The organism is Bacillus cereus group sp. MYBK79-1, assembly GCF_051915365.1.
GTDB lineage: Bacteria > Bacillota > Bacilli > Bacillales > Bacillaceae_G > Bacillus_A.
In genome coordinates this window covers 1-2,284 of record NZ_JBQAEO010000036.1, presented here as the reverse complement: position 1 = coordinate 2,284, position 2,284 = coordinate 1, and the positions used below count along the sequence as shown (strand labels likewise).

Genomic DNA, 2,284 nt, shown 5'->3' with positions numbered 1-2,284 from the left:
AGGTTAAGCTGAAGAGGCGGAGCCGCAGCGAAAGCGAGTCTGAATAGGGCGTTTAGTACGTGGTCGTAGACCCGAAACCAGGTGATCTACCCATGTCCAGGGTGAAGTTCAGGTAACACTGAATGGAGGCCCGAACCCACGCACGTTGAAAAGTGCGGGGATGAGGTGTGGGTAGCGGAGAAATTCCAATCGAACCTGGAGATAGCTGGTTCTCCCCGAAATAGCTTTAGGGCTAGCCTTAAGTGTAAGAGTCTTGGAGGTAGAGCACTGATTGAACTAGGGGTCCTCATCGGATTACCGAATTCAGTCAAACTCCGAATGCCAATGACTTATCCTTAGGAGTCAGACTGCGAGTGATAAGATCCGTAGTCAAGAGGGAAACAGCCCAGATCGCCAGCTAAGGTCCCAAAGTGTGTATTAAGTGGAAAAGGATGTGGAGTTGCTTAGACAACTAGGATGTTGGCTTAGAAGCAGCCACCATTTAAAGAGTGCGTAATAGCTCACTAGTCGAGTGACTCTGCGCCGAAAATGTACCGGGGCTAAATACACCACCGAAGCTGCGAATTGATACCAATGGTATCAGTGGTAGGGGAGCGTTCTAAGTGCAGTGAAGTCAGACCGGAAGGACTGGTGGAGCGCTTAGAAGTGAGAATGCCGGTATGAGTAGCGAAAGACGGGTGAGAATCCCGTCCACCGAATGCCTAAGGTTTCCTGAGGAAGGCTCGTCCGCTCAGGGTTAGTCAGGACCTAAGCCGAGGCCGACAGGCGTAGGCGATGGACAACAGGTTGATATTCCTGTACCACCTCTTTATCGTTTGAGCAATGGAGGGACGCAGAAGGATAGAAGAAGCGTGCGATTGGTTGTGCACGTCCAAGCAGTTAGGCTGATAAGTAGGCAAATCCGCTTATCGTGAAGGCTGAGCTGTGATGGGGAAGCTCCTTATGGAGCGAAGTCTTTGATTCCCCGCTGCCAAGAAAAGCTTCTAGCGAGATAAAAGGTGCCTGTACCGCAAACCGACACAGGTAGGCGAGGAGAGAATCCTAAGGTGTGCGAGAGAACTCTGGTTAAGGAACTCGGCAAAATGACCCCGTAACTTCGGGAGAAGGGGTGCTTTCTTAACGGAAAGCCGCAGTGAATAGGCCCAAGCGACTGTTTAGCAAAAACACAGGTCTCTGCGAAGCCGTAAGGCGAAGTATAGGGGCTGACACCTGCCCGGTGCTGGAAGGTTAAGGAGAGGGGTTAGCGTAAGCGAAGCTCTGAACTGAAGCCCCAGTAAACGGCGGCCGTAACTATAACGGTCCTAAGGTAGCGAAATTCCTTGTCGGGTAAGTTCCGACCCGCACGAAAGGTGTAACGATTTGGGCACTGTCTCAACCAGAGACTCGGTGAAATTATAGTACCTGTGAAGATGCAGGTTACCCGCGACAGGACGGAAAGACCCCGTGGAGCTTTACTGTAGCCTGATATTGAATTTTGGTACAGTTTGTACAGGATAGGCGGGAGCCATTGAAACCGGAGCGCTAGCTTCGGTGGAGGCGCTGGTGGGATACCGCCCTGACTGTATTGAAATTCTAACCTACGGGTCTTATCGACCCGGGAGACAGTGTCAGGTGGGCAGTTTGACTGGGGCGGTCGCCTCCTAAAGTGTAACGGAGGCGCCCAAAGGTTCCCTCAGAATGGTTGGAAATCATTCGTAGAGTGCAAAGGCATAAGGGAGCTTGACTGCGAGACCTACAAGTCGAGCAGGGACGAAAGTCGGGCTTAGTGATCCGGTGGTTCCGCATGGAAGGGCCATCGCTCAACGGATAAAAGCTACCCCGGGGATAACAGGCTTATCTCCCCCAAGAGTCCACATCGACGGGGAGGTTTGGCACCTCGATGTCGGCTCATCGCATCCTGGGGCTGTAGTCGGTCCCAAGGGTTGGGCTGTTCGCCCATTAAAGCGGTACGCGAGCTGGGTTCAGAACGTCGTGAGACAGTTCGGTCCCTATCCGTCGTGGGCGTAGGAAATTTGAGAGGAGCTGTCCTTAGTACGAGAGGACCGGGATGGACGCACCGCTGGTGTACCAGTTGTTCTGCCAAGGGCATAGCTGGGTAGCTATGTGCGGAAGGGATAAGTGCTGAAAGCATCTAAGCATGAAGCCCCCCTCAAGATGAGATTTCCCATAGCGTAAGCTAGTAAGATCCCTGAAAGATGATCAGGTTGATAGGTTCGAGGTGGAAGCATGGTGACATGTGGAGCTGACGAATACTAATAGATCGAGGACTTAACCATATAATATG

The 2,284-nt window shown here is 52.2% G+C and carries 1 rRNA gene; it reads left to right on the top strand.

Annotated features, from left to right (window positions below):
• A 23S ribosomal RNA gene (locus ACTFOB_RS26255) occupies window positions 1-2,276 on the top strand; the annotation flags it as partial.
• Window positions 2,277-2,284: the final 8 nt, after the last annotated feature.